The organism is Actinophytocola sp. (assembly GCF_009379765.1).
Taxonomy (GTDB): domain Bacteria; phylum Actinomycetota; class Actinomycetes; order Mycobacteriales; family Pseudonocardiaceae; genus Actinophytocola.
Map to the genome: position 1 here is coordinate 1 of NZ_WHTD01000098.1, position 23,040 is coordinate 23,040.

27 protein-coding genes and 2 pseudogenes are annotated in these 23,040 nt (G+C 72.0%); 17 read left to right on the plus strand and 12 right to left on the minus strand.

Annotation, left to right across the window (positions count from 1 at the left end; all coding sequences use genetic code 11):
• From GEV28_RS26415 to GEV28_RS26425, 3 genes and pseudogenes are all read left to right on the plus strand, one after another.
• Positions 1 to 373, plus strand: a pseudogene (locus GEV28_RS26415) (cytochrome ubiquinol oxidase subunit I); the annotation flags it as partial.
• Between the two features lie 21 nt (positions 374 to 394).
• Entirely contained in the window at positions 395 to 1,618 is a 1,224-nt protein-coding gene (gene serB, locus GEV28_RS26420; protein WP_291414927.1) for a phosphoserine phosphatase SerB, read from the plus strand.
• Entirely contained in the window at positions 1,615 to 2,391 is a 777-nt protein-coding gene (locus tag GEV28_RS26425) for a peptidyl-tRNA hydrolase (RefSeq protein ID WP_291414928.1), read from the plus strand. Before serB ends, GEV28_RS26425 begins: the two co-directional genes overlap by 4 nt.
• 5 nt (positions 2,392 to 2,396) lie before the next feature.
• Here the strand turns inward: GEV28_RS26425 and GEV28_RS26430 are convergent, their stop codons facing one another.
• Genes GEV28_RS26430 through GEV28_RS26440 form a run of 3 tightly spaced genes read right to left on the minus strand, consistent with a single transcriptional unit; the run spans position 2,397 to position 5,383 of the window.
• Positions 2,397 to 2,969 (minus strand): TIGR04222 domain-containing membrane protein, encoded by a 573-nt coding sequence (locus tag GEV28_RS26430; RefSeq protein ID WP_291414929.1) that lies wholly within the window; start codon positions 2,967 to 2,969, stop codon positions 2,397 to 2,399.
• 20 nt (positions 2,970 to 2,989) lie between these two features.
• The gene (locus tag GEV28_RS26435; protein WP_291414930.1) at positions 2,990 to 3,310 is read right to left on the minus strand and encodes a hypothetical protein; all 321 of its coding nucleotides are present in this window, start codon (positions 3,308 to 3,310) and stop codon (positions 2,990 to 2,992) included.
• 39 nt (positions 3,311 to 3,349) lie between these two features.
• Positions 3,350 to 5,383: an ATP-dependent DNA helicase gene (locus GEV28_RS26440; protein WP_291414931.1), complete on the minus strand. Its 2,034-nt coding sequence runs from the start codon at positions 5,381 to 5,383 to the stop codon at positions 3,350 to 3,352.
• 153 nt (positions 5,384 to 5,536) lie between these two features.
• Between GEV28_RS26440 and GEV28_RS26445 the strand changes: the two genes are divergently transcribed.
• Positions 5,537 to 6,196: a choice-of-anchor P family protein gene (locus GEV28_RS26445; protein WP_291414932.1), complete on the plus strand. Its 660-nt coding sequence runs from the start codon at positions 5,537 to 5,539 to the stop codon at positions 6,194 to 6,196.
• Positions 6,197 to 6,456: 260 nt separating this feature from the next.
• Here GEV28_RS26445 and GEV28_RS26450 read toward each other — a convergent pair whose 3' ends face one another.
• Entirely contained in the window at positions 6,457 to 7,026 is a 570-nt protein-coding gene (locus GEV28_RS26450; RefSeq protein WP_291414933.1) for an isochorismatase family protein, read from the minus strand.
• A 10-nt stretch (positions 7,027 to 7,036) separates the two neighbouring features.
• Positions 7,037 to 8,323, minus strand: coding sequence for a nicotinate phosphoribosyltransferase (locus GEV28_RS26455; RefSeq protein ID WP_291414934.1), 1,287 nt, complete (start codon positions 8,321 to 8,323; stop codon positions 7,037 to 7,039).
• Between the two features lie 58 nt (positions 8,324 to 8,381).
• Here GEV28_RS26455 and clpS point away from each other — a divergent pair, with 58 nt between their 5' ends.
• The 10 genes from clpS (at position 8,382) to GEV28_RS26505 (ending at position 15,338) form a co-directional block, all read left to right on the plus strand.
• A complete protein-coding gene (gene clpS, locus GEV28_RS26460) occupies positions 8,382 to 8,687 on the plus strand; it encodes an ATP-dependent Clp protease adapter ClpS (protein ID WP_291414960.1) in 306 nt (101 codons plus the stop codon).
• The gene (locus GEV28_RS26465; protein ID WP_291414935.1) at positions 8,684 to 9,253 is read left to right on the plus strand and encodes a DUF2017 domain-containing protein; all 570 of its coding nucleotides are present in this window, start codon (positions 8,684 to 8,686) and stop codon (positions 9,251 to 9,253) included. The genes clpS and GEV28_RS26465 overlap by 4 nt, the downstream gene beginning before the upstream one ends.
• Positions 9,243 to 10,250 carry a P1 family peptidase gene (locus tag GEV28_RS26470; protein ID WP_291414936.1) on the plus strand — a complete coding sequence of 336 codons (1,008 nt, stop codon included), beginning with the start codon at positions 9,243 to 9,245 and terminating at the stop codon, positions 10,248 to 10,250. Before GEV28_RS26465 ends, GEV28_RS26470 begins: the two co-directional genes overlap by 11 nt.
• Before the next feature lie 47 nt (positions 10,251 to 10,297).
• Entirely contained in the window at positions 10,298 to 10,726 is a 429-nt protein-coding gene (locus GEV28_RS26475) for a M67 family metallopeptidase (RefSeq protein WP_291414937.1), read from the plus strand.
• Between the two features lie 60 nt (positions 10,727 to 10,786).
• Positions 10,787 to 11,059, plus strand: a complete 273-nt coding sequence (locus GEV28_RS26480) for a MoaD/ThiS family protein (protein WP_291414938.1) — start codon at positions 10,787 to 10,789, stop codon at positions 11,057 to 11,059.
• Between the two features lie 2 nt (positions 11,060 to 11,061).
• Entirely contained in the window at positions 11,062 to 12,012 is a 951-nt protein-coding gene (locus tag GEV28_RS26485) for a PLP-dependent cysteine synthase family protein (protein WP_291414939.1), read from the plus strand.
• A 204-nt stretch (positions 12,013 to 12,216) separates the two neighbouring features.
• On the plus strand, positions 12,217 to 12,873 hold the full coding sequence (locus tag GEV28_RS26490; RefSeq protein ID WP_291414940.1) for a rhomboid family intramembrane serine protease: 657 nt from the start codon (positions 12,217 to 12,219) through the stop codon (positions 12,871 to 12,873).
• Positions 12,870 to 13,664 carry a glutamate racemase gene (gene murI / locus GEV28_RS26495; protein ID WP_291414941.1) on the plus strand — a complete coding sequence of 265 codons (795 nt, stop codon included), beginning with the start codon at positions 12,870 to 12,872 and terminating at the stop codon, positions 13,662 to 13,664. The genes GEV28_RS26490 and murI overlap by 4 nt, the downstream gene beginning before the upstream one ends.
• Before the next feature lie 10 nt (positions 13,665 to 13,674).
• A complete protein-coding gene (locus tag GEV28_RS26500; RefSeq protein WP_291414942.1) occupies positions 13,675 to 14,445 on the plus strand; it encodes an MBL fold metallo-hydrolase in 771 nt (256 codons plus the stop codon).
• A gap of 284 nt (positions 14,446 to 14,729) precedes the next feature.
• Positions 14,730 to 15,338 (plus strand): TetR/AcrR family transcriptional regulator, encoded by a 609-nt coding sequence (locus GEV28_RS26505; protein WP_291414943.1) that lies wholly within the window; start codon positions 14,730 to 14,732, stop codon positions 15,336 to 15,338.
• A 60-nt stretch (positions 15,339 to 15,398) separates the two neighbouring features.
• Here the strand turns inward: GEV28_RS26505 and GEV28_RS26510 are convergent.
• Positions 15,399 to 16,373, minus strand: a pseudogene (locus GEV28_RS26510) (YbhN family protein); the annotation flags it as partial.
• Positions 16,374 to 16,495: 122 nt separating this feature from the next.
• Between GEV28_RS26510 and rph the strand changes: the two are divergent.
• Both rph and rdgB read left to right on the plus strand, forming a co-directional pair.
• On the plus strand, positions 16,496 to 17,260 hold the full coding sequence (gene rph / locus GEV28_RS26515) for a ribonuclease PH (RefSeq protein ID WP_291414944.1): 765 nt from the start codon (positions 16,496 to 16,498) through the stop codon (positions 17,258 to 17,260).
• Positions 17,257 to 17,853 carry an RdgB/HAM1 family non-canonical purine NTP pyrophosphatase gene (gene rdgB / locus GEV28_RS26520; protein ID WP_291414945.1) on the plus strand — a complete coding sequence of 199 codons (597 nt, stop codon included), beginning with the start codon at positions 17,257 to 17,259 and terminating at the stop codon, positions 17,851 to 17,853. Before rph ends, rdgB begins: the two co-directional genes overlap by 4 nt.
• On the opposite strand, the gene GEV28_RS26525 is transcribed toward rdgB, so the two are convergent.
• A complete protein-coding gene (locus tag GEV28_RS26525; protein WP_291414946.1) occupies positions 17,821 to 18,693 on the minus strand; it encodes an LLM class flavin-dependent oxidoreductase in 873 nt (290 codons plus the stop codon). The genes rdgB and GEV28_RS26525 overlap by 33 nt on opposite strands.
• Before the next feature lie 83 nt (positions 18,694 to 18,776).
• On the opposite strand from GEV28_RS26525, the gene GEV28_RS26530 reads away from it, so the two are divergent.
• Entirely contained in the window at positions 18,777 to 19,193 is a 417-nt protein-coding gene (locus tag GEV28_RS26530) for a MarR family transcriptional regulator (protein WP_291414947.1), read from the plus strand.
• Positions 19,194 to 19,353: 160 nt separating this feature from the next.
• Here the strand turns inward: GEV28_RS26530 and GEV28_RS26535 are convergent, their stop codons facing one another.
• From GEV28_RS26535 to GEV28_RS26555, 5 genes are all read right to left on the minus strand, one after another.
• The gene (locus GEV28_RS26535; protein WP_291414948.1) at positions 19,354 to 20,277 is read right to left on the minus strand and encodes a hypothetical protein; all 924 of its coding nucleotides are present in this window, start codon (positions 20,275 to 20,277) and stop codon (positions 19,354 to 19,356) included.
• 129 nt (positions 20,278 to 20,406) lie between these two features.
• The gene (gene bcp / locus GEV28_RS26540; protein WP_291414949.1) at positions 20,407 to 20,880 is read right to left on the minus strand and encodes a thioredoxin-dependent thiol peroxidase; all 474 of its coding nucleotides are present in this window, start codon (positions 20,878 to 20,880) and stop codon (positions 20,407 to 20,409) included.
• Between the two features lie 22 nt (positions 20,881 to 20,902).
• Entirely contained in the window at positions 20,903 to 21,430 is a 528-nt protein-coding gene (locus GEV28_RS26545; RefSeq protein ID WP_291414950.1) for a hypothetical protein, read from the minus strand.
• Between the two features lie 159 nt (positions 21,431 to 21,589).
• Positions 21,590 to 21,772, minus strand: coding sequence for a hypothetical protein (locus tag GEV28_RS26550; RefSeq protein ID WP_291414951.1), 183 nt, complete (start codon positions 21,770 to 21,772; stop codon positions 21,590 to 21,592).
• Between the two features lie 38 nt (positions 21,773 to 21,810).
• On the minus strand, positions 21,811 to 23,013 hold the full coding sequence (locus GEV28_RS26555; protein ID WP_291414952.1) for a sialidase family protein: 1,203 nt from the start codon (positions 23,011 to 23,013) through the stop codon (positions 21,811 to 21,813).
• Positions 23,014 to 23,040: the final 27 nt, after the last annotated feature.

Sequence of the window (23,040 nt, forward strand, 5' to 3'; positions counted from 1 at the left end):
CACGATCTCCACGATCGGCGCCTACATCCTCGGCGCGTCCACGCTGCCGTTCATCTGGAACGTGTTCAAGAGCTACCGCTACGGCGAGACCACCACCGCCGACGACCCGTGGGGCTACGGCAACTCCCTGGAGTGGGCCACGAGCACCCCGCCGCCGCGGCACAACTTCACCGAGCTGCCCCGGATCCGCTCCGAGCGCCCGGCGTTCGACCTCCACTACCCGCACGCGGTGGAGCAGGCGAACGCGGACAAGTACATCGGACCGTTCAGCGGCAAGCACAACGGCGAGCCGTCGCCCGCGCCGTCCGAGGTCCTCGCGGGGGTCATGAACCCGGACGAGATCTCCAAGGGCGACCCCAAGAACCCGAACTGAGCGGGTCCTGGTGACGTCTCGATGACGCGGCCGAGCACCCCGGTGCTGATCACGGTCTCCGGACCGGACAAGCCGGGCGTCTCCTCGGTCCTGTTCGCGGTCCTCACCAGGCACGGGGTCGAGATCCTCGACGTCGAGCAGGTCGTCATCCGCGGCCAGCTGGTGCTCGGCGTGCTCGTCGGCACCGACCACGACCCGGAGGGCCTGCAGGAAGACGTCGAGCAGGCCATGGCCACGGTCGCGATGAGCGTGGCGGTCGAGGTGGGCGCCGACCCGCTCTCCCCGGCCCGGCTCGGCTCCAGCCACGTGCTCGTGGTGCTCGGCCGGCCGGTCACCGCCCGCGCGTTCGCCGAGGTGGCCCGCCGGCTCGCCGCGCTCGACGCCAACATCGACGCGATCCGGCGGGTGGCCGACTATCCCGTGACCGGGCTCGAGCTGCGGGTGTCGGTCGTGCGGGACACCCGCGAGGCCGACGCCGACCTGCGCTCGGCGCTCGCCGACGTGTCGGCCAAGGTCGGGCTGGACATCGCCGTCGAGCGCGAGGGCCTCACCCGGCGGGCGAAGCGGCTCGTCGTGTTCGACGTCGACTCCACGCTGATCCAGGGCGAGGCCATCGAGATGCTGGCCGCCAGGGCCGGCTGCGAGGCCGAGGTCCGGGCGATCACCGAGGCGACGATGCGTGGCGAGCTGGACTTCACCCAGTCGCTGCGGCGGCGGGTCGCGGCGCTGGCCGGGCTGCCGGAGTCGGTGCTCGACGACGTGGCCGACTCGATCACGCTGATGCCCGGCGCCCGCACGACCATTCGCACGTTGAAGCGGCTCGGCTTCCGGTGCGGCGTGGTGTCCGGCGGGTTCACCCGGATCATCGACCGGCTGGCCGAGGACCTGGCGCTGGACTTCAGCGTCGCGAACGAGCTCGAGATCGTCGACGGCAAGATCACCGGCCGGGTGCTCGGCGACATCGTCGACCGGGCCGGCAAGGCCGCCGCCCTCCGCGAGGCGGCCGCCAGGTTCGAGGTGCCGCTGGCCCAGTGCGTCGCGATCGGCGACGGTGCCAACGACATCGACATGCTGTCCACCGCGGGGCTCGGGGTCGCGTTCAACGCGAAGCCCGCGCTGCGCGAGGTGGCCGACACGGCATTGTCGCACCCGTACCTCGACGTGGTGCTGTTCGTCCTGGGCGTCACCAGGGCCGAGGTGGAGGCCGCCGACGCCGCCGACGGTCTGGATCTCATGCGCCCGTGAGCACCGTCCTCGGCCCCCTGGCCGCTCGGTACGCGGAATGGCTGCGGCTGCCCGCCGAGGCCACTCATGACATGGCGGACGAGGAGCCCGAGCTCGTCCGCGCCATGCCCGTCGTGCTGCGGATCGAGCGCACCGAACCGCCCGCCCGGACCGCGTTGCTCGAGGCGGCCGCGGCCGCCGCGGTGGCGGTCTGCCTGGACCCCCGGGCCGCCGCCGAGGACGGCGAGTGGCACGAGGCGCTGACGTCCTGGGTCGACGGCCGGATCCGCAAGGTCGCGCGCCGCGCCCGGGGCGCGCACTGGGAAGCGGTGCAGTCGCTGCCCGGGGTGACCGTGACCGTCGACGGCGCGTCCGCGCGGGCGCTCGTACCCGGCCGGGTGGTGGAGACGCCCAAGGAGGTCAGCCGGCTGCAGATCAGCGGCAGCGACCTGCCCGCCGACACCCCGGGCGAGCCGCCCGCCGGGGCCGCGGCGCTGTGGCTGAACCCGGTGATCGACATGACCGCCGGCAAGGCGGCCGCCCAGGTGGGCCACGCGACGATGCTGCTCGCCGCTCTCTGGGAGGCCGACGGCGGCGACCTGTCCGACTGGGCCGGCGTCGACTACCGCTGCGCGGTCCGCACCCCCACGCGCGACCTGTGGGCCGCCCTGCACCCGGGTGACGACCCGGCCGGCGCGTGGCGGCGGCGAGGCGTGGTGGCCGTGCAGGACGCGGGCTTCACCGAGGTCGCCCCCGGCACGGTCACCGTGCTGGCCCAGCTCCCGGACAAGTAACCCGGTCAGTTGCCCGCGTCGGGCGGCGCCGACGTGTAGCTGCCGTCCGCGCTGGTGCCCGACTCCGTCGCACAGCGGTCGTGCAGGCCGCCGCGCCGCGCGAACGATCTGATGCCCGGCAGGTCCAGGGTCCCGTACAAGGCCACCACCATGCCCGTCTCGACCGCGGGCAGCGGTTCGTCGCCGGCCGGGACCGGGTACCTGCGGCGCACCTCCCGCAGCGCCCGCGAGCCCGCGCTGGTGCGGCGCCGGAACGGCAGCCGCCGCCACCGGGGAACGAGCAGCCCGCGGGCCACTAGCTGCTCGCGCAACGCCACCAGCGCCTCGTCCACCGACGTGCGCCTGCGCAACGTGCCCGGCCCCATGGGCCCGCTCAGCGTCGCGTGGACCGCGCGCTCCAACGGGTCCGTCGCGTTGAGCAACGGTCCGGTCCGCTTGATCATCCCCGACCGGGCGACGGCCACCGCCGAGCGGCGGCGAAGCGTCACCAGCACGGCCAGCAGGGCACGGCGCGGCCCGCGGGCCAGGTAGCCCGCCATCGCCGGGCTCAGCTCGGCGTCCGCCCCACAGGTCGTCACGCCGTTCTATACGCCGGAACCTACTGGTCGCGTTGCCAGACGACGAAAAGCCCGTCCTCGGGGGTGGTCATGGCCTCGACGAACGCGTCGTTGTCGAAGCCGGGCATCGACTGCAGCCGGCTCATCAGGTCGTCGGCGGACGGGTCACCCGCTGGCACCGCGCAGCCGCCCCCGCCGGCGCGCACCAGGAGGAAGAACACGTCCTCCTTCCACGGGCCCTCCGGGGTGGTCCTGATCGCCACCTCGGCGAGGTCGGCCCAGGACACCGACTCCTCGGTGCCGTCGGCGAGCGACCGGCGGACGCCGTCGTCGTCGACGGTGATACCGGAATGAGTGGACACGCGAGTCTCCCTGGAGCAGATGAGGTTGGGCATAGTGGATCAGTTCGCCGCGTCCAGCCTGCGCAGGGCCGCCCGAACGACCTCCGCGTCGGATGTGGTCCAGTAGCCGGGCAGCGACGCGCGCAGGAAACCGCCGTAGCGCGCGGTGGCCAGCCGGGGGTCGAGGACGGCCACCACGCCCCGGTCGTCGGTGGAGCGCAGCAGCCGGCCGGTGCCCTGGGCGAGCAGCAGCGCCGCGTGGGTGGCGGCCACGGACAGGAACCCGTTGCCGCCGCGGGCCTCCACCGCGCGCTGCCGCGCGGACGCCAGCGGGTCGTCGGGCCGCGGGAACGGGATCCGGTCGACCACGACGAGCTGCAGCGACGGCCCCGGCACGTCCACGCCCTGCCACAGCGACAGCGTGCCGAACAGGCATGTGGCCGGGTCCTCGGCGAACTTGCGCACCAGCAGCGCCGTGGAGTCCTCGCCCTGGCACAGGATCGGCTGGTCGGACCGCTTGCGCAGCGCCTCGGTGGCCTGCTTGGCCGCGCGCATGGACGAGAACAGCCCGAGCGTGCGCCCGCCGGCCGCCTCCATCAGCTCCGCCAGCTCGTTCAAATAGGACGGTGGCAGCCCGTCACGGCCCGGTGGCGGCAGGTGCTTTGCGAGGTAGAGGATCCCGCTGCGGGCGTGGTCGAACGGCGAGCCGACGTCCAGCCCGGTCCACTTCGGACCCTCGATCGACTTGTCGGTGGCCGCGCCCTCGGTCTTGACGCTCTCGCCCTGCTCGGCCGGCAGCCCCCACGAGCGGGCCATGGTGTCGAACGTGCCGCCCAGGGTGAGCGTCGCCGACGTGAGCACGGTGGTGTGCTGGCCGAACAACCGCTCCCGCAGCAGCCCGGACACCGCGAGCGGGGCCGCCCGCAGCGCCGGCGGGCGCGGCGCGGCGACCCCGGAGTCGCCGGTGCGCCACACGACGTCCCGGCGGTGCGCGTCGTCGGCCTCGAACGCGCGCAGCAACCGCACCGCGGTGTCGTGCACCTCGTCGAGCTGGGACTGGGCGAGCTTGCGCGCGGTGGCGACCTCGACGTCGCCCGACCGCTCAGGGCCGAGGCCGGAGAGGCACGCGTACGCGGCGTCCCGGATGACCGACAGCGCGCCGGCCAGCGGCGTGGGCAGCGCGTCCAACCGGCCGGCGGGCAGGTCCTCGAGGATGAGCGTGAACCCGTCACCCGCCTCGAGCAGCCGGTCGGCGAGCTCCTGGTCGCAGACCCGGCCGGCCCGCCGCGCGGCCGCCGCGACGGCGGCGGAGGTGAGCTCCGCGGTGGCCGCCGAGGTGACCCGGTCGACCAGGTCGTGTGCCTCGTCGACGATGACCAGGTCGTGCTCGGGCAGCACCTGGAAGCCCTGCAGCGCGTCGATGGCGAGCAGCGCGTGGTTGGTGACGATGAGGTCGGCCCGGCCCGCCTCGGCGCGGGCCTTCTCGGCGAAGCAGTCGGTGCCGATGGGGCAGCGGGACGCGCCGAGGCACTCCCGCGCGGAGACCGACACCTGCCGCCAGGCGTGCTCGGTGACGCCCGGCACGAGCTCGTCGCGGTCGCCGGTGTCGGTGTCGGAGACCCACTCGCGCAGCCGGGTGACCTCGCGGCCGAGCGCGGAGACGGCGAACGGGTCGAAGAGGGCCGCGTCGTCCGGCTCGTCCTGCATGCCGCTGTCGAGCTTGTTGAGGCACAGGTAGTTGCGCCGGCCCTTGAGGATGGCGAACGTGGGCTTGCGGCCGAGCGGGCCGGCGAGCGCCTTCTCCAGGCGCGGCAGGTCGCGGTCGACGAGCTGGCGCTGGAGGGCGATGGTGGCGGTGGACACGACCACGGTGGCCTCGCGCTCGACCGCGTGCAGCAGGGCCGGCACCAGGTAGGCCAGCGACTTGCCGGTGCCGGTGCCGGCCTGCACCGCGAGGTGGTCGCCGGTGCGGATGGCGCGGGAGACCGCCTCGGCCATGGCCAGCTGACCGGGTCGCTCGGTGCCGCCCACCGCGCCGACCGCCGTCGCCAGCAACTCGGACACGCCCGGGAGTTCGGTGGAGGATCGCGGCACAGCCGAACGGTACCTCTGCCCACCCACAATCCTGCGCATGCACCCTGGGGGCGCTGGTCGCCCGGACGGGTTGTCCATTCGCCTCGACCGGGTGGCAGCGGGTTCGCACGCTGGCGCGGGCTGCGCCGGGCGGGTGTCCTCGTGGTCATGACCATGCGAAACGCCAGACGCACCGGCACCGTAGGGCTGGCCATCGCCGGCCTGGTGCTCATCGGTGTGACACCCGCACAGGCCGCCGACTGGGAGGCGGTCTCCGCCGGCTCGCTCGGCTCGGCGAACCTGATCCTGGACGGCGAGCCGGCCGGGATCGAGCCGATCGCCGCGTGTGACTCCGAGGACGCCACGTCGGGCAGCACGTCCGGCGCCGAGATCGAGGACTTCGTGGAGTTCGCCAGCGGGTCGACCACCTGCACGCGCGACGAGAGCAACGGCGTGGCCACCGCCAGGGTCATCGGCGGCCGGTTCCGCCTCGACGGCCTTCGGTCCTACGGCGGCCCGCGGATCCGCATGACGAGCTACTCGGCCACCTGCAACACGACCGCGACCGGCTCCCAGGCGTCGTTCCAGTTCACCGGCCTGACCGGGGTCGAGGTCCCGTCGAACATGCCCCCCAACCACAAGGTGACGATCCCCGGCCGGCGCCCGCACGCCAAGCCGCTGGCGACGATCGTCTTCAACGAGAAGATCGTGCCCTCGCCGCCGGACGGCAGCATGACGGTGAACCTCATGCACATCAAGCTGTTCCCGAAAGGACCGGCCACCAGGCCGAGCGGTGACATCGTGGTCGGCTCGGTGAGCTGCGCGCCGTTCTAACCGAGTCCGAGGTAGACAGACCGGCGGGAGGCCGCGACGGACCCACCGTCCGGTGTGAACACTCGGATGAGGCCACCGGCGAGCATCGTCTCGAGGGTTCCGGTACATGCGTTGCCAGATGACGATGGCGGCCGTGCACCCGCGAGTCCAACCCCCAGGACCCGCGAGTCCAACGCTCAGGACCCGCGAGTCCAACGCTCAGGACCCGCGAGTCCAACGCTCAGGACCCGCGAGTCCAACTCGCGGCGGTCGGGGGCGGGTCAGGTCACCCGCGGGGTGCCGGTCAGCAGGACGGCGTTGGAGGTCAGCTCCCGCAGGGCCGCGGCCACCGTCGGCTCGGCCACGCCAGCGGTGAGGTCCAGCAGCACCGTCGTCGCGAAGCCCTCCCGGGACGCGTCCAGCGCGGTGGCCCGCACGCAGTGGTCGGTCGCGATCCCCACCACGTCCACAGTGGACACCTCACGCGCACGCAGCCAGTCGGCCAGGGAGGTGCCGTCCGGGGTGGATCCCTCGAAACCCGAGTACGCCGCCGCGTGCGCGCCCTTCGAGAACACGGCCTCGATCCCGCCGACGTCCAGCGACGGGTGGAACGACGCGCCCGGCGTGCCCGCCCGGCAGTGCGGCGGCCACGTGTCGACGAAGTCGGGCTCGGCGGAGAAGTGCGCACCGGGGTCGATGTGGTAGTCCCGCGTCGCCACCACATGGTCGTGGCCGCCGGTGTGCAGCAGCGCCGTGACGGCCGCCGCCACCTCGGCCCCGCCCGCGACGGCGAGCGAGCCGCCTTCACAGAAGTCGTTCTGCACGTCGACGACGATCAGCGCGTTGGCCACTGCGTGCTCCTCATGAGTAGACGGTGGGAATGGCCGGCTCACCGTGGGACAGCTTGAGCCCCTCCCACGGCAGGCTCACCAGCCCGTCCCGCACCCGTTGCCGGCTCTGGTCAAGGGTGGGCAGGTCGGCCACCGGTTGTCCACCACGAAGCTGCGGCACCACCAGCTGCCGGTCGTGCTCGCCCGCCTTCGGCAGGTCGTCGGCGAGGACGTACACGACCTCCTCCAGCGCCGTGCCGGTCGGCTTGTGCCGGCGCAGCGCCGCCTTGCGCCCGGCCCGCGACTCCTTGTGCGAGCTGCGTTTCGCCACCGGCCGGCCGTCCACCTCGACCAGCTTGTAGACCATCCCGGCGGTCGGCGAGCCCGACCCGGTGACGAGCGAGGTGCCCACCCCGTAGGCGTCGACCGGCTCGGCCCGCAGCGCGGCGATCGCGTACTCGTCGAGGTCGCCGGACACCACGATCCGGGTGTTGCGCGCGCCCAGGTCGTCGAGCTGCACCCGGGCCTGCCTGGCCAGCACGCCGACGTCACCGGAGTCGATCCGGACCGCGCCGAGCGACGGGCCGGCGACCTCGATGGCGGTCTCGATCCCGGCGGTGATGTCGTAGGTGTCCACCAGCAGCGTCGTGCCCGTGCCCAGCGCCTCGACCTGTGCGGCGAACGCGTCCCGCTCGCTGTCGTGCAGCAGGGTGAACGCGTGCGCGCAGGTCCCGGCGGTGGGGATGGCGTAGGTGCGGCCGGCCTCCAGGTTGGACGTCGTGGCGAAGCCCGCCAGGTACGCCGCCCGCGCCGAGCTGACCGCGGCCGCCTCGTGCGTGCGCCGGCCGCCCATCTCGATGATCGGCCGGCCGTTCGCGGCACTCACCATCCGCGCGGCGGCGGACATGATCGCGCTGTCGTGGTTGAGCACCGACAGCACGAGCGTCTCCAGCAGCACCGCCTCGGCGAACGTGCCGCGCACGGTGCACAGCGGCGAGCCGGGGAAGTACAGCTCGCCCTCGGGGTAGCCGTCGACGTCGCCGGCGAAGCGGTAGTCCGCGAGCCAGCCCAGCGTGGCCGCGTCGACGACCTCGCGGTCGGCGAGCTCGCGCAGCTCGTCGTCGCCGAAGGTGAACCGGCTGATCGCGTCGACGACCCGGGCGGTGCCGCCGACGATGCCGTAGCGCCGCCCGTTCGGCAGCCTGCGGGCGAACGTCTCGAACACGCACCGCCGCTCCGCCGTACCGGCGGCCAGCGCGGCGGCCAGCATGGTCAGCTCGTAGTGGTCGGTGAGCAGCGCGGTGCTGGTGCCGGTCATGAACGGTGAGCCTAGACATGCCACCATGGACAGCATGTCGGTCCGGATGCCAGCGGTGATGTCGTCACCTGTGGAACAGGAACAGGAACAGACACAGACCGCGCCGATCGGCTCGGAGGTCGCGGCCGAGGACAAGCCGTGGCAGACCATCGTGTGGAACGACCCGGTCAACCTGATGTCCTATGTGACCTTCGTGTTTCAGAAGCTGTTCGGCTACTCCCGAGAACAGGCCACCAAGCTGATGCTGGACGTGCACCACAAGGGCCGGGCGCTCGTGTCGTCGGGCTCCAAGGAGAAGGTGGAGGGCGACGTCGCGAAGCTGCACGCGGCGGGGCTGTGGGCGACGATGCAGCACCAGTCGTGATCCCCTGGGAGCGCGTCGGCGACACGGTCACCACCAAGCTCGACCGGCGGGAGGCCACCGTGCTGCGCGGGCTCATCACCCAGATCGACGGCATGCTGCGCGCCCGGCTCGACGCCACCCCGCAGGACGAGCTCGCCGAGCTGACCGGCATCCGCACCGGCATGACCTCCGCGCCGGACGACCCGATCCTGGCCCGGCTGCTGCCCGACTTCCACCGGCTGGACCGCGACGACGAGCCCTCCAAGGAGGAGCGTGACTCGGCGGCCGCGCTGCGCTCGCTGCACGAGCCGGACCTGCTCGACCTCAAGACGGGGGTGGCGGGCGTCGTGCTGGACACCTGCCCGCCCAGCGGCGGCACGGTGAAGCTGTCCCTCGAGCAGGCCGACGCGTGGCTGTCGGCGGTCAACGACGTGCGGCTCGCGCTCGGCACCACGCTCGACGTCACCGACGACATGCCGGAGGACCTGCCAGACGACGACCCGCGCAGCCCACACCTCGGCGTCTACCAGTGGCTGACGTGGATGCAGGAGCACCTGGTGCTGGCCCTGTCGCCCGATGAGCTTTAACGCGATCACCGACGTCGACGGCGTCCTGGTGGGTCACCACCAGCGGATCGGCGACGGCTGGGCGACGGGCACCACGGTCGTGCTGCTGCCGGCGGGCTCGACCGGTGCCGTCGACGGCCGGGGCGGTGCGCCCGGGACGCGGGAGACCGATCTGCTGCTGCCGGAGAACATGGTCCAGCAGGTCGACGCCATCTGCCTGTCCGGCGGCAGCGCGTACGGCCTGGCGGCGGCCGACGGCGTGCTGCGGTGGCTCGGCTCGCGCAACCAGGGGTTCCGGGTCGGGGCGGGGGAGCACGAGGTCGTGCCGATCGTCCCGGCCGCGGTGCTGTTCGACCTGCCGCGCGGTGCGTGGGGCAACCGGCCGACCGCCGAGTTCGGCACCCTGGCCTGCTCGCTGGCCGCGTCGGGGCCGGTCGCGCAGGGCTGTGTGGGGGCGGGCACCGGGGCGAAGGTCGGCTCGCTGAAGGGCGGCATCGGCACGGCGAGCGCGTCGGTGGACGGGTTCACCGTCGGTGCCTTGGCGGCGGTCAACGCGGCGGGCGAGGCCGTCGACGCGGCCACCGGTACGCCGTGGGCCGCCGACCACGAGGTCGCGGCGGAGTTCGGCCGGTCGTGGCCCGGCAGGCCGGGCGTGCTGCCGGCGGTGGCGCCGACGGACCTGAACACGACGATCGGCGTGGTCGCGGTGGACGCGGACCTGTCGAAGGCGGAGTGCCGGCGGCTGGCCGTGGCCGCGCAGGACGGCCTCGCTCGGGCGGTTCGCCCGGCCCACTCGATGTTCGACGGCGACACGGTGTTCGCCGTGGCCACGCGGGCCACCCCGCTGGTCCCGGCCGACGCGCCGTTCGGCCCGGTGGCCCGGGCGGCGGCCCTGGACCACCTGTGCGCGGCGGCGGCGGAGGTCTTCGCGCGGGCCGTGGTGCACGGCGTCCTGGCGGCGACGTCGCTGGCCGGGCTGGCGGCCTACCGCGACGTGTGGCCCGCCGACCGGCGTTAGTGGTCTCACACACTGGGAAGATCGTGCCCACCACGTAGGATTGACGCGTGCTTCGGATCAGCCGTGACCTGGTGGACGCGATGGTGGCGCACGCTCGCCGGGACCACCCGGACGAGGCGTGTGGCGTTCTCGCCGGCCCGGAGGGCTCCGACGAGCCCACGCGGTTCCTGCCCATGCTCAACGCGGCCCGCTCGCCCACGTACTACCAGTTCGACGCCACCGAATGGAACGCCGTGTACCGGGAGATGGCGGGCAAGGACGAGGAGCCGGTGGTCATCTACCACTCGCACACCACGACCGACCCGTACCCGTCGCGCACCGACATCGCCCGCGCCGGCGAGTACGCGACGCTGCTGCCGTCCCCGCACTACGTGCTGATCGCGACCCGCGACCCCGAGGTGCACGAGCTTCGCTCGTACCGCATCGAGGACGGCGAGGTCACCGAGGAGCCCGTCGAGGTCGCCGAGCGCGGCTGAAATACAGACGCGTCCCGAACGTCCTACCAATACAGCCGGATCACACAGCGGAGGTAACCCATGGCCGTCATCGTCTCCATCCCCACCATTCTGCGCACCCACACCGGCGGCGAGAAGTCGGTCGAGGCGAGCGGTACCACCCTGGCCGAGGTCATCGACAACCTCGAGGCCAACCACGGTGGGCTCAAGGCGCGCCTGGTGAAGGAGGGGTCGTTGCACCGCTTCGTGAACGTGTACGTCAACGACGAGGACGTGCGCTTCGCCGGCGGCCTCGAAGCGTCGATCGCCGACGGCGACAACGTGACCATCCTCCCCGCGGTCGCCGGCGGCTGAGCGTGACCCGGTTCGACTCGCTGCTCGACGCCCTCGGCAACACGCCGCTGGTCGGTCTCCCTCGGCTGTCGCCGTCGGCCGACGTGCGGATTTGGGCCAAGCTCGAGGACCGCAATCCCACGGGGTCCATCAAGGACCGGGTGGCGTTGCGGATGATCCAGGCCGCCGAGGAGGACGGCGTGCTCCGGCCCGGCGCCACCATCCTCGAACCGACCTCGGGCAACACCGGCATCTCACTGGCGATGGCCGCCAAGCTCAAGGGCTACGGGCTGGTCTGCGTGATGCCGGAGAACACCTCCGAGGAGCGCCGCCAGGTGCTTCAGGCCTACGGCGCGCGGATCGTGTACTCGCCGGCCGCGGGCGGGTCGAACGAGGCCGTGCGGCGGGCGAAGGAGCTGGCGAAGCAGAACCCGGACTGGGTGATGCTCTACCAGTACGGCAACCCGAACAACGCGGGCGCGCACTACCACGGCACCGGCCCGGAGATCCTGCGCGACCTCCCCACGGTCACGCACTTCGTGGCGGGCCTCGGCACCACCGGCACGCTGGTCGGCGCCGGCCGGTACCTGCGCGAGCAGAAGCCGGACATCCAGATCGTCGCCGCCGAGCCGCGCTACGGCGAGCTCGTCTACGGCCTGCGCAACCTCGACGAGGGCTTCGTGCCGGAGCTCTACGACCCCGAGGTGCTCACCGCCCGCTACTCGGTCGGCTCCTACGACGCGCTGCGCCGGACGAGGCAGCTGCTGGAGACCGAGGGCATCTTCGCAGGCATCTCGACGGGCGCGATCCTGCACGCGGCGCTGGCGGTGGCGGAGAAGGCGGCGGCCAACGGCACCCGCGCGGACGTGGTCTTCGTGGTGGCCGACGCGGGCTGGAAGTACCTGTCGACGGGCGCGTACGCCGGCTCCCTCGACGAGGCCGCCGAACGCCTGGACGGCCACCTCTGGGCCTGAACCCCCCGCGAGTCCAACCCCCAGGACCCGCGAGTCCAACGCTGGGAACCCGCGAGTCCAACGCCCAGGACCCGCGAGTCCAACGCCCAGGACCCGCGAGTCCAACATTGGGGACCCGCGAGTCCGGCGTTCCGGCCGGGCTCGGGGGTGAACTCAGGGTTCGTCCGGAGTCGCGCCGCCGGCTGGACACGTAACCTCGGTTGGGTGAGCACTCTCCCGGCCAAGCCGGCCGACAAGCCCAAGGGCCCAGCGAACCGGATCGTGCCGCCCAACCCCGTGCAGGCGGCGATCGTCATCGGGGCGTTCACCGCCCTGCTCTACCTGCTCGAGGCGGTCGACGCCATCCTGCCGGCCAACCTCGACAACCTCGGCATCCAGCCGCGCACCCTCGGCGGCCTCGACGGCATCATCTGGGCGCCGCTGCTCCACCACGGCTGGTCGCACCTGTTCGCCAACACCCTGGCCATCGTCGTGTTCGGGTTCCTCGCCATGGCGGGCGGCATCGGGCAGTGGGTCGCGGTCACCCTCATGATCTGGCTCGCCAGCGGCATCGGTGTCTGGCTCACCGGCGGCGCAGGCGTCACCGTCGGCGCGTCCGGCATCGCGTTCGGGTGGCTCGCGTACCTGCTGGTCCGCGGCCTGTTCAACCGCAGCTTCAGGCAGTTCGCGGTCGCCGTCGTGCTGTTCCTCTACTGGGGGAGCACGCTGCTCGGCGTCCTGCCGGGCAACCCGGGTGTCTCGTGGCAGGGCCACCTCTTCGGCGCCCTCGGCGGCCTCCTCGCCGCATGGTTCGTGTCCATGGCCAACCGAAGGGGCAAGCAGCCGGCCGGCACACCGACGACCACCCCGACCGACGCGTGACGGCGCCCATCGGCATCTTCGACTCCGGCGTCGGCGGGCTCACGGTCGCGCGGGCGATCGCCGACCAGCTGCCCGGCGAGCGGCTGCGCTACGTCGGCGACACCGCCAACGGCCCGTACGGCCCGCTGCCCATCGCCGAGGTCCGCCGGCACGCGCTCGCCATCGCCGACGACCTCGTCAAGGGCGGGGTGAAGATGCTGGTCATGGCCTGCAACACGGCCTCCGCCGCGTGCCTGCGCGATGCTCGCGAGCGCTACGACATCCCGGTCGTCGAAGTGGTCGTGCCGGCCGTTCGCCGGGCCGTGGCCACCACCCGCAACGGCCGGGTCGGCGTCATCGGCACCGCCGGCACCGTCCGCTCCCGCGCCTACGACGACGCGTTCGCCGCCGCTCCCGACATCGCGCTCACCAGCGCCGCCTGCCCACGGTTCGTCGACTTCGTGGAGCGCGGCATCACCTCCGGCCGGCAGGTCCTCGGCCTCGCCCAGGGCTACCTCGAGCCGCTCCAGGAGGCCGACGTGGACACCGTCGTGCTCGGCTGCACGCACTACCCGCTGCTCACCGGCGTCCTGCAGATCGTCATGGGCAACGACGTCACGCTCGTCTCCAGCGCCGAGGAGACCGCCAAGGACGTGGTCCGCGTGCTCACCGAGCGCGACATGCTGTCCGGCGCCGCGCCGGACGACGTGCGCCACGAGCTCGTCGCCACCGGCCCGGCCGACCCGTTCGCCCGGCTGGCCCGGCGGTTCCTCGGTCCGGATCTCGGCGCCATCGTTTCGGCCACGCCTTAGGCTGTTCGGCGTGCTGTTGACCGTCCTCGGCTGCTCCGGCAGCGCCCCGGGGCCACGCTCCCCCTCCTCCGGCTACCTGGTGGAGGCCGACGGCTTCATGCTCGGTATGGACCTCGGCAACGGCACGCTCGCCGAGCTGCAGGCCGTGCGCGACCCGTTCGCCCTCGACGCGCTGCTGTTCTCCCACCTGCATCCCGACCACTGCGCCGACTTCTCCGCGCTCACCGTGCTGCGCCGCTACCACCCGGAGCCCTCGCGCGACCCCCGCGCGCACCGGCTGCCGGTGCACGCGCCGAGCGAGGCGCCGACCCGGTTCGCGGCGGCCTACGCCCCGGACGAGGCGGAACGCGCCGTCGCCGACCTCACCGACATCTACGAGTTCCGCCCGCTCGCGCCCGGAACGATCCACATCGGACCCTTCGAGGTCACCTCGGGCATCGCGGCGCATCCCTGCGAGGCGTTCAGCTTCCGGATCGTCCACAGCGGACGGACGCTGGTCTACACGGGGGACACGGGAGTCTCCGCGGACCTCGACTCGCTGGCCGCGGGCGCGGACGTGGTGCTCGCCGAGAGCTCCTGGACCCACGCCGACGACCGCCCGGTCGACCTGCACCTGTCGGGGGTGGAGGCGGGCCGGCTCGCGAAGGCCGCGGGGGCGGGCCGGCTGCTGGTCACCCACGTGCCGCCGTGGACGGACGGCGCCACCGTGCTCGCCGAGGCCCGCGCGGAGTTCCCCGGCCCGGCCGAGCTCGTGGCCCGGGGCGCGCGGTACGAGATCTAGTGTCGCGTGACCCTGAAACCTTTACGCCGCTGCGGCCAACGCGGCCCCTGGCTGCGTTGGAGAAAAGCCCAAGTACATCCAGTACGAGCGGCTTTCCTCCGCCTAGCCAGGAGCCACGTTGATCCACAGCGGACGCAAAGGAACAGGATCACGCGACACTAGAACATTCGGGGACTCCCGGCGAGGTCCGGACCGGGAGCCCGGAGTCCGAGCATCGAGCATCCTTGGACAGTCGTCAAGAGTTAACTGGACAACTGTCAAGAAATCCGGCGTGCCGGTTTAGAATGTCCTTCGTGTCTCAGGTCGTCGACCCGAAGCAGGACCGGATCTCGCGTCGGCAGGTCGACAAGTTCGCCGAGCGGCGTGCGCAGTTGGCCGCGTCCGCGCTGTTGACCCTGTCCGAGCTCGGCTACGCCCGCACGAGCCTGCGGGAGATCGCGCAGAACTCGGAGTTCTCGCACGGCGTGCTGCACTACTACTTCCGCGACAAGGCCGAGTGCGTCACCCGCTACGACCAGGTCGTCGCCACCTCGCGGACCGCCGAAGGGCTGCGGGAGAGGTTCGGCGCGGCGATGGCCCAGACGCTGCGCGAGGACGGCTCGATGCACCGGCTCTGGTACGACCTGCGCAACCAGAGCCTGTTCGAGAAGTCGTTCCAGGAGGACGTCACGGAGATCGACCGGAGCCTCGAGCGGATGATCTGGCGGATCGTCACGCGGTACGCGGAGCTCTCCGGGTCAACGCTCACGGTGACGTCCCGCTTGGCATACGCGCTGTTCGACGGCGTGTTCCAGCAGGCGCTGTTCTGGCACCTGGCCGGCGGCGACACCACCTCGGCCGAGCTGCGGGAGCACGTCGGGCAGGTCCTCGACCGGGTGACCGCCTCGGTCTGAGCCGGCCCGCACGTGCGGCGGGTGGCGGAGCACCAACCAGCCCAGCAGGCCGACCGGGATGATCAGCCAGCACGACAGCAGCCGGTAGACCAGCACGGTCGCGGCCGCCGCGGCCTCGCCCGCGCCGGCCGACACGAGCCCGGCGAGCAGGCTGATCTCGATCACGCCGATGCCGCCCGGGGTGAGCGGGATCTGCCGGACGATCTGGACGGTCAGGTAGATCGCGCCGAGCGTCACGATGTCGAGCGGCAGGTGGAACGCGCGCGCCGCGGCGTAGAGGCAGAGCAGGTCGGTGAGCCAGTTGGCGAGCGCGGCGCCGAGCGCGAGGCCCCAGTGCCGGCCCGGCACCGCGCGCGAGCTGGTGACCGCGTCGGCCACCGGCCGCAGCGCGGCGGCCACCCGCGGCCCGCGCGGCGCGATCCGGGCGAGCGGGCCGACGTGCGGGCGCGGCCGGCCCGACTGGAGCTGCCAGCTGGACTGCCACGCGACCATGCCGACGAAGATCAGCAGACCGACCGTGAGCACAGCGGAGACCCGGGTCATCGCGGGGTGGTCGTGCCAAGCCGCGCCGAGCCTCACCGCGGCGGTGGCGAGCGCGCCGGTCGCGTAGAGCAACGCCAGCGCGGCGACCGACAGGAGTCCGGAGAGAACCATCACGGTGGCGGCCGTGCGCCGGCTCGCGCCGTCGGTGCGGAACTGCTTGAACGCGTACGCGGCGGAGACGGCCGTGCCCGCGGGCAGGCTGATCGCGATGGCGGAGCGGCTGAACGCGAGCGCGAGGGCGCGGTGTCGTGGCATCGTGACACCGAAGGCGGTGAGGAGTCGGCGTTGCTGGCGGGCGAACATGCCCATGGAGATCATTTCCGCGGCCGCGGCGACGGCGAGCCAGCTCACGTCGGCGTTGGTCAGCGCGGTGGTCACGTCGCCGACGCCCGGCAGCTTGTCGCGCAGTGTCAGCACCGCGACAAGCAACAGCGCGAGCACGACGGCGACCCGAAGCAGGGTCAATCCTCGGTGTCTGGTCTTCCCCGCCATGTCCCCCTCCGCAATTTCATCATGTGATGAACTCTCCTCCGTCGAGGCGCTTCGGTCAATCGGAAGTGATGGTCGTTCGGGTGGGCGCCTGGAGACCTTCGCCACAGTCGTAGGGTTGCCCGGTGGCGCGAAGCGATGGCAGGAACGACGACCAGCTCAGGGACATCAAGCTCACCCGCGGGTACCAGGAATGGCCGGCCGGCTCGGTGCTGGTCGAGTTCGGCAAGACCCGGGTGTTGTGCGCGGCGAGCGTGACCGATGGGGTGCCGCGCTGGCGCAAGGGTTCCGGCCTCGGCTGGGTCACCGCCGAGTACGCGATGCTGCCGTCCGCGACCAACACCCGGGGCGACCGCGAGTCGGTGAAGGGCCGGGTCGGCGGGCGGACGCACGAGATCAGCCGGCTGATCGGCCGGTCGCTGCGCGCGTGCATCGACCTGACGGCGTTGGGCGAGAACACGATCATGATCGACTGCGACGTGATCCAGGCGGACGGCGGCACCCGGACCGCCGCGATCACCGGCGGCTTCGTGGCGCTCGCCGACGCGGTCACCTGGCTGGGTGCGGCCGGCCGGCTCGCCGACCCGCAGCCGCTGTCCTGCGCGGTGTCCGCGATCAGTGTCGGTGTGGTCGACGGCCGGGTGCGGCTGGACCTGCCGTACGAGGAGGACGCGCGGGCCGAGGTCGACATGAACGTGGTCGCCACCGACGCCGGCACGATCATCGAGGTCCAGGGCACCGGCGAGGGCGCGACGTTCACCCGGTCCACTTTGGACAAGATGCTCGACATCGCACTCGCCGGCTGCGCGGACATCAACGCCAAGCAGGCCGCCGTGCTCGCCGAGCCGTACCCGGGCGCGCTGCCCGAGCCGAAGGCGGTCCGTTCGTGACCAGGCTCCTGGTGGCGAGCAGGAACGCGAAGAAGCTCGAGGAGCTGCGCCGCATTCTCGACGGCGCCGGGCTCGAGGTCGTCGGCCTCGCCGACGTGCCGGCGTTTCCCGAGGCCCCGGAGACCGGCGCGACGTTCGAGGAGAACGCCGTCGCGAAGGCCAGGGACGCGGTGGCGGCCACGGGGCTGCCGACCGTCGCCGACGACTCCGGCATCGCGGTCGACGCGCTGAACGGCATGCCCGGCGTGCTGTCCGCGCGATGGGCCGGCAGCGCCAAGGACGACATGGCGAACCTGTCGCTCGTGCTCGAGCAGCTCGCCGACGTCCCGGACGAGCGCCTCACGGCGGCGTTCGTGTGCGCGTCGGCGCTGGTCCACCCGGACGGCACCGAGGTGGTCGTGCGCGGCGAGTGGCCGGGCACGATCGCGCGGAAACCACGCGGCACCAACGGTTTCGGCTACGACCCGATCTTCGTCCCGGATGGCGGGACGCGCACGTCGGCCGAGCTGCCGTCGGCGGAGAAGGACGCGGTCTCGCACCGGGGCCGCGCGCTCGCCCAGCTACTGCCGCACCTGCGCGCCCTGTCCGAGTAGCACCGGCTCGACGATCTCCTCCGCCAACCACCGGGCGACGCCCTGGGGGTAAGGCGCGGCGAGGTTCAGGACGAGGTGGGAGAAGCCGATCCCGGTCAGCTCGTGCAGCACGGCCCGGGTCGCCGCCGGGTCGTCGTAGGACACGATGACCTGGGTCGAGCGGGTGATCTCCCGCGGGTCGCGGCCCATCGCCGCGCAGTGCTCGTCGAGGATCCTGCTCCGCTCGGCGAGATAGGTGATGGCGTTGTGCGGCGGGCCCGGCACGTTCCAGATGTCCGCGTGCTCGGCCACCACGCGCAGCGTCCGCCGCCCCCAGCCGCCGATGAGGATCGGCAGCTGGCGGGCCGGCACACACACGGCCTCGCCGGAGAACGGTTCGCCGGTCCACATGCGACGGACGAGTGAGCACGTCTCGGCCAGCCGGGCGATGCCCTCGTCCGGTGACACGAGCGGCAGGCCGTAGCCGTGGTACTCGCGCAGCACCAGGTCCTGGTGCGGCCGGTCCAGCGCGGTCCCGCCGACGCCGATGCCGAACACCAGCCGCCCGCCGGAGATCGCGTCGACGGTGGCCGCCATCTTGCCCAGCACGGCCGGCGGCCGGGCCATGTTGGCGCTGACCATCAGGCCCAGCCCGAGCCGTTCGGTGCGGGCGGCGAGTGCGGCGAGCAGCGTCCAGCCCTCGAGGATCGGCCCGGCCGGGTCGCCGAACAGTGGCACGAAGTGGTCCCAGAGCCAGGCGTGCTCGATGGCCGGCACGGTGTCGGCTTCCTGCCAGACCCGCAGGATCTCGTCGTAGGTCGTGTGTACCGGCGGCGTCTTGAGCCCGAAGCTGAGTTCCATCCCTGCCCTTTCGTTAGCCGGCTATCGACTACGTTAGCCGGCTAACGAAATGCTGGCAAGCCGGGTCGCTCTACGCTCGCCGAATGACCGAGCTCCTGCGGCTGTTCACCCGCGCGCACAAGCTGCTGCGTGCCGAGACCGACGAGGCGATGAGCCGCTACGGCGTGCGGGTGGGACAGAATCTCGTGCTCGAGGTGCTGTGGGAGACCGACGGCCGCACGCCGGGGGAGCTCGCCGCCCGCCTGGGCGTCGCGACGCCGACCGTGGTCAAGTCGGCGAGCCGGATGGCCGCCGCGGGCCTGCTGACCCGCCGCCGCGACGAGTCCGACGCCCGCCTGGTCCGCCTCTACCTGACCGACCACGCCCGCGCGGTCCGCGACCCCATCGAGACGGGCCGCGCCCGCCTGGAGCAACGCATCACCGACTCCCTGACGGACGAGGAACGCCGGGTGCTCCGCGCGGCCCTCACCAAGATCATCGACGAGCTGGCGCCGGGCTAGACTTGTCTCGTGGATCTTGGTCTATGGGATTCGTGATCCAGCTGGCTCCTGGCAAGGCGGCGGAAGGTCGCGCATACCGGGTTGTATTCGGGCCTTCCGACAACGCGGCCAGGGGGCAGCTGGGCGCGAATACCACGATCCAAGATCCGCGAGACATGGCCTAGATCCCTGGCAGCCGGCCGGTCATCGCCATGGCGGCCGCGGTCACCGACTGCGCGGAGGTCTGCCAGCCGGAGCCGAGCGGGTGCTCGGTGAGCAGCACGACGACGTACCGGAAGTCGGGGCCGACCAGGCCGGTGCTGTGCAGCACCATCGCCTCGTCGTTGTTGCCCCAGCCCTGCTTGATCGCCCACTGGGCCTTGAGCCCGGTCGGGATGCCGAAGTACTGGTCGAACCCGTCCGCGGCGTACGGCGTCGCCCGCCCGAGCGACTTGACGATCAGCGCCTGGTCCTCCGGCGGCATCGCCAGCACGTGCCGGTAGATCGCCGCGACGTCCCGCGGCGTCACCACGACCTCGCCCCACTGGCCGGGCACCTCCGGCGGCCGTACGCCGCCGAGGCCGAGCTCGGCGGCGGTCCGCGCCACCATGCCGACCCCGCCGTCCTTGACCCAGAACATGCTCGCGAGGTCGTCGTCCGAGAGCGACAGCATCCGGGCGATCCGCTCGCGGTCCTCGGCGTCCGCGCCGTTCTCCAGCGCGTCGATCGCGATCAGCAGCTTCACCAGCGACGCGGACCGGAACGGCCGGTCGGCGTTGTACGCGAGCGGCGTCGTGCCGGTGGTCCGGTCGAACACGAACGCGCCGAGCGTCGTGTTCGGCTCCACCTCCGCCGCCGCCTCGGCGAGGAGCCTGGCGTCGATCGCCTCCGGGCGCTTGTCCCCCCTCCGCTCGACCTTCGGTTCGGTGGGCGGGTTCTTCGGCATCGGCGTCGGCGGCAGGCTGGCGCTCGACTGCGGTGCGATCTGGATGGGCGGCCCCGGGGGCGCGCTCGTATCCACCGGACGGGCGCCGCAGCCGACGATCAGCCCCAGGGGCAGGACCACCGCGAGCCAGCGAACGCCACGGAGCGGGAAAGTGCGCATGCCGTCAATACGCCGCTGGAATCGGCGAAGTTGACCTGGTCGGACGACAACTTCCCGCACGCCCGTGGCGTACGAACCAGACCCGCGGCACGTTGTCGCGCGGTGCTTATCGGGCCCGATTCGTTATTTTCAGACGCCGATATCCTTGCGCAGCTTCGCTACGTGACCAGCCGCTCGCACGTTGTACATGGCCTTGGCGATCTTGCCCTCGGGATCGACGACGAACGTGGACCGGATCACGCCGGTGATCGTCCGGCCGTAGTTCTGCTTCTCGCCGAACGCACCCCACTCGACGAGCACCTCGCGGCTCTCGTCCGACAGCAGCGGGAAGGTGAGCCCCTCGTCGGCGGCGAACTTGGCGAGCTTGGCAGGCTTGTCCGGGGACACGCCGAGCACGGTGAAGCCGGCGTCGTTCAGCTCGGCCAGGTTGTCCCGGAAGTCGCAGGCCTGCTTGGTGCAGCCGGGCGTGCCGGCGGCGGGGTAGAAGTAGACCACCACGTGCTGGCCGCGGAGGTCGGCGAGCGAGACCTCGTCGCCGTTGCTGTCCGGAAGGCGGAGGTCGGGGGCCGGATCGCCCTCGGAGAGCCGTTTCTGATCGGTCATGTCGGTGACGTTAGCCGGTGGGTCAGACAGCGCCGTCGTAGAGCCCGATGGCCACGGAGTCCGCGCCGTCCGGGCGGACCGACACCTGCACCGCGCAGGTGTGCTCGGGCACCGCGAACGCGACCGCGAAGCGCAGGCTTTCGTCGGGCGGCACCTCGTCGGTGGTGCCGGAGACGCCGATGTAGCCCTGGGTCGAGTCGATCACCTGCTCGGCCTGCCGGCCCTCCACGAGCGCGACGAAGGTCAGCTGGGCCGGCCGGAAGGGGACTGTGCTGCCGTTGTCGACGACCATCTCGAACGCGACCGCGCGGGGGACGCGCGGGTAGGCGGTGTCGGTGGGGGTGAACGACTTGGGTGGCGACACGGTCAGCAGGACACCGTCGCCGAGTGACTTGCGCATGCCGTCGGACGCGCGGTAGTCCGAGCGTTCGGCCGCGGCGGTGGGCGTCGAAGTCGGCTTCGACTGGACGGCTTCGGTGGAATGGCCGATCCCGCATCCGACCAGAACCAGCAGTGCGCAGGCCGCGACCGCAAGTCTGGCGATCAGCACCGAGAGGCCCCTTCCTGGGCGAGGGTGTACGTCTGAATGCACTATTCCGGTGCGGCAGCGGACGAAGGGCCGAAGAAGCGGACCTGGTGTCGTGCCGTGGCCGAGCTGTGACTACTGGGACACCGAAAGTGATCGGCGCCACGTTGATCGTTTACTTCCTCACGCCGCCAACGCGAAGAAGAGGATGAAGACCGCGAGCGTGACGAGCCAGGTGGCGATCAGCCAACCGAAGTCTCGCCAGGGGGAGATCGCCTTGTTGTCCTCGCCGGGGACGTAGACACCGCGGGCCTCGAACCGGTCGACGAGATTGAGCACCGAGGCGAGGGGGCGTGGTGCGCGCATGGCCGGCTCCTCTCGTGTCACCGCAATGGTGACACGAGTCAGCTCGGGCGCGGAACGGGCCCGGTCGCGAAGAACGCCTTGCACACGCCGTCCACGGTGTCGGTGGCGACGTGCAGCACCTCGGTCCCGTCCTCGGATGCCAGGATCGACGGGCTGAAGTTGCGGCAGGCCTCGTTGTTCGGGTCGGGAACGTCGACGGGTGCCGGAGTCTCCCGCCACGGCCCCTCGCCGTTGTCCTCGTTCACCAGGAGCGTCCTGCCGTTGCCCGGCGCGTGGCTCCCGTCGGCGTTCACCAGCATCTCGCCGGCGAGCAGGATCGCGCCGTCCGGGCTCACCGTGATGGTCGGCGTGTGCCGCGGGTACTTTCCGTCCGCCGTGCGGATGCCCGCCCCGAGATCCAGCGGGTCGCCGTAGTCCCACCCGTCGGTCGAGGTGCGGAAGTAGGCGCTGCAGAGCGGCTCGTCGAGGTTGCAGACCTCGTAGACCATGAAGTAGGTCCCGTCGCTCAGCTGGCGCACCCCCGGCATCCCCGGCCGGACGAAGAAGTCGCCGTTCTTCACGGTGTCCCGCTGGTCGGTCCAGTGGATGCCGTCCTCGGACCGCACCTGAACGATCTTCTGGTCGTGGTCGGGCTTGTCCGACTCGTCGGCCCAATGCACGACGAGCTGCCCGTCCGTTGCGACGGAGAGCTCTGGCTCCCAGGCGTTGTACTGGTTGGGCGAGGTGGCGATGTCCGAGAGGAAGGACCATGTTCGGCCGAGATCACGACTCTGCCAAAGCCGTTGTTTCGTGTGCCGCTGCCCCTCGGGCACCTTGTACCCGGCCGTGGTCGCCCGGCGCAGCGTCCCCTCCGGCATGGCGCCGACGGCCCGAGGCAGCTCGAAGAGGGTGCCGCAACACATCCCCCTGCCCGCCGCACCTTCAGGATCGGAAACGGTGCCGACCTGCTGGAACGACGTGCCGCCGTCGGTGCTCTCGAGAATGATCCCCACGCTGTTCCCGTTGGAGACACTGCCGACGGTGGCGAGGACCCGCCCGTTGGCCGGCCCACTGTGCGAGAGCCGGATGACCCGGGGGTAGCCGGCCCCACCCGGATAGATCAACTCCCGCCGAGGAGTCTCCGCCCCCGGCGCGGCGACCGCAGGAGCCACGCCGGCGACCAGCGCGAGCCCGACGAGCCCCGAGACAACCCCACCCCACCCATGCACAAACACCCTGATCACGCCCCGACTCGTGCTCATGATGACGCCTTGCCAGGTGGGACCGTA

Coding starts and splice junctions, on each gene's coding strand:
- serB (WP_291414927.1), top strand. CDS start 395: ATGACGCGGCCGAGCACCCCGGTGCTGATCACGGTCTCCGGACCGGAC.
- GEV28_RS26445 (WP_291414932.1), top strand. CDS start 5,537: ATGCGAAACGCCAGACGCACCGGCACCGTAGGGCTGGCCATCGCCGGC.
- GEV28_RS26455 (WP_291414934.1), bottom strand. CDS start 8,323: ATGACCGGCACCAGCACCGCGCTGCTCACCGACCACTACGAGCTGACC.
- clpS (WP_291414960.1), top strand. CDS start 8,382: ATGTCGTCACCTGTGGAACAGGAACAGGAACAGACACAGACCGCGCCG.
- GEV28_RS26470 (WP_291414936.1), top strand. CDS start 9,243: ATGAGCTTTAACGCGATCACCGACGTCGACGGCGTCCTGGTGGGTCAC.
- GEV28_RS26480 (WP_291414938.1), top strand. CDS start 10,787: ATGGCCGTCATCGTCTCCATCCCCACCATTCTGCGCACCCACACCGGC.
- GEV28_RS26505 (WP_291414943.1), top strand. CDS start 14,730: ATGTCCTTCGTGTCTCAGGTCGTCGACCCGAAGCAGGACCGGATCTCG.
- GEV28_RS26525 (WP_291414946.1), bottom strand. CDS start 18,693: ATGGAACTCAGCTTCGGGCTCAAGACGCCGCCGGTACACACGACCTAC.
- GEV28_RS26530 (WP_291414947.1), top strand. CDS start 18,777: ATGACCGAGCTCCTGCGGCTGTTCACCCGCGCGCACAAGCTGCTGCGT.
- GEV28_RS26535 (WP_291414948.1), bottom strand. CDS start 20,277: ATGCGCACTTTCCCGCTCCGTGGCGTTCGCTGGCTCGCGGTGGTCCTG.
- bcp (WP_291414949.1), bottom strand. CDS start 20,880: ATGACCGATCAGAAACGGCTCTCCGAGGGCGATCCGGCCCCCGACCTC.
- GEV28_RS26550 (WP_291414951.1), bottom strand. CDS start 21,772: ATGCGCGCACCACGCCCCCTCGCCTCGGTGCTCAATCTCGTCGACCGG.
- GEV28_RS26555 (WP_291414952.1), bottom strand. CDS start 23,013: ATGAGCACGAGTCGGGGCGTGATCAGGGTGTTTGTGCATGGGTGGGGT.